Source organism: Luteibacter sp. P4_D7_3 (assembly GCF_056401735.1).
In genome coordinates, this window is the sequence record NZ_JBFUIT010000563.1 from 1 (window position 1) to 1,342 (window position 1,342).

The 1,342-nt window shown below is 50.1% G+C and carries 2 protein-coding genes; both read left to right on the forward strand.

Features of this window, described 5'->3' with window-relative positions; genetic code table 11:
* Positions 1–392 (forward strand): hypothetical protein (locus AC1DSN_RS22725; protein ID WP_477333109.1); only part of this gene is annotated, 392 nt, incomplete at its 5' end.
* 535 nt (positions 393–927) lie between these two features.
* The gene (locus tag AC1DSN_RS22730; RefSeq protein ID WP_477333111.1) at positions 928–1,134 is read left to right on the forward strand and encodes a restriction endonuclease; all 207 of its coding nucleotides are present in this window, start codon (positions 928–930) and stop codon (positions 1,132–1,134) included.
* The last annotated feature ends 208 nt before the right edge of the window (positions 1,135–1,342 follow it).

Genomic DNA, 1,342 nt, shown 5'->3' on the forward strand with positions numbered 1-1,342 from the left:
ATAATGGAGACGGTGACGGGGGAAGTTCATGCACTGGGTGGGATCCGGCTCGTTTCGATAACACCTTTGCGGGATTCAATATCCAGCATGGGCACAAGACCTCAGGCTTTAGTAAATCCGACGCGCATCAGAACTGCCGGATTTGGATTGCTTTGAAACGCAAAAAACAGATTGATACGGCCTTACCTCCCGAAACCAAGGCGTTGCATTGGTCAGAAGACACTGATTTCGATATTCCAGAGAATACCACTGCTTACGCGATGAAAATGACATTATACACCGGCCAAGGTTACACAATTACGAAGGATGATGAGATCCCATATTCACTGTTTCAGATAATAAAAAACAAAACCACCGTGAAATTTCGACCTCTGCCACAACGAGAATTCTAGCGGCACGGCCGGGGCAGATGAAAAATGCGAAGAACTCATTTTTCTCTAACCCTCTTAGGATGCGCGCTTCTCGCATCAATGAGTTCAGCGCGTGCGGAGGATTACACCACGGTTTGGCTTCAGCCAAATCGGGCGGTGGATGTTTATTGGAACATCAACCTCTCAGGCAAGGTGTATTTGGCTGCCGATGTCAAAGGTGAGCCTGCATGCCTAGAGTACTGGTGGATTGCATGGCCATTCACCCAGATCAAGAAACTAGGCACGGTCTGTGGCCGCGCCACTTTCGATCTTCCTGGATTGAGAGACTTCGCGATAGGCGGAAAACTCCGGGCGGGTGGGGCCACTTCTCGCACTCGACTCAGGGGAACCTCCGACGAGCGAGTAGCTCACAGGTTTCCCGGGATAATGTTCTAGAACGCGGAGTAAGCGGTTGATGCGCTACGAGGTACCCTTCAAGCGCCATCCCAATGCCTCTTGAGATCCATAATCGTGCTCGCTTTAGTAAATAAATATTGATTTATTTGCGGATATCACAATGACACCGCCCGGCCTTGGGCAAAAGTTGAGCGCTCAGCAGGCTGCGAACCCCGTAGTCTCTCGCAAGATTTTGGTGCAGGTAAAAACGCGCAAAAAGACGGTCGGCAAGGCGGACATAACCGACGTTCGCGACACGCTTGAGAGACATGATGCTGACGGCATTCTGGTCGTTGTTAGCCCAGGTTGGTGCGAACGACCTCTATAACTCTTGCGAACGTTTGGCAGAAAAGGGCGTTTTGATCGATCTTTGGGGACGATCAGAACTCGAACAGCGGCTAGCGCGCGCACCTCACATTGCGAAGCGATTTTCGGACACCGTCTGGGAGAAAAAGTGACTTGATAGCCCACCACAATGTGGAGGCCTGTATCCCAAGGTAAATGGCTTGTTTTACTGGATAAATTTAAGTATATTA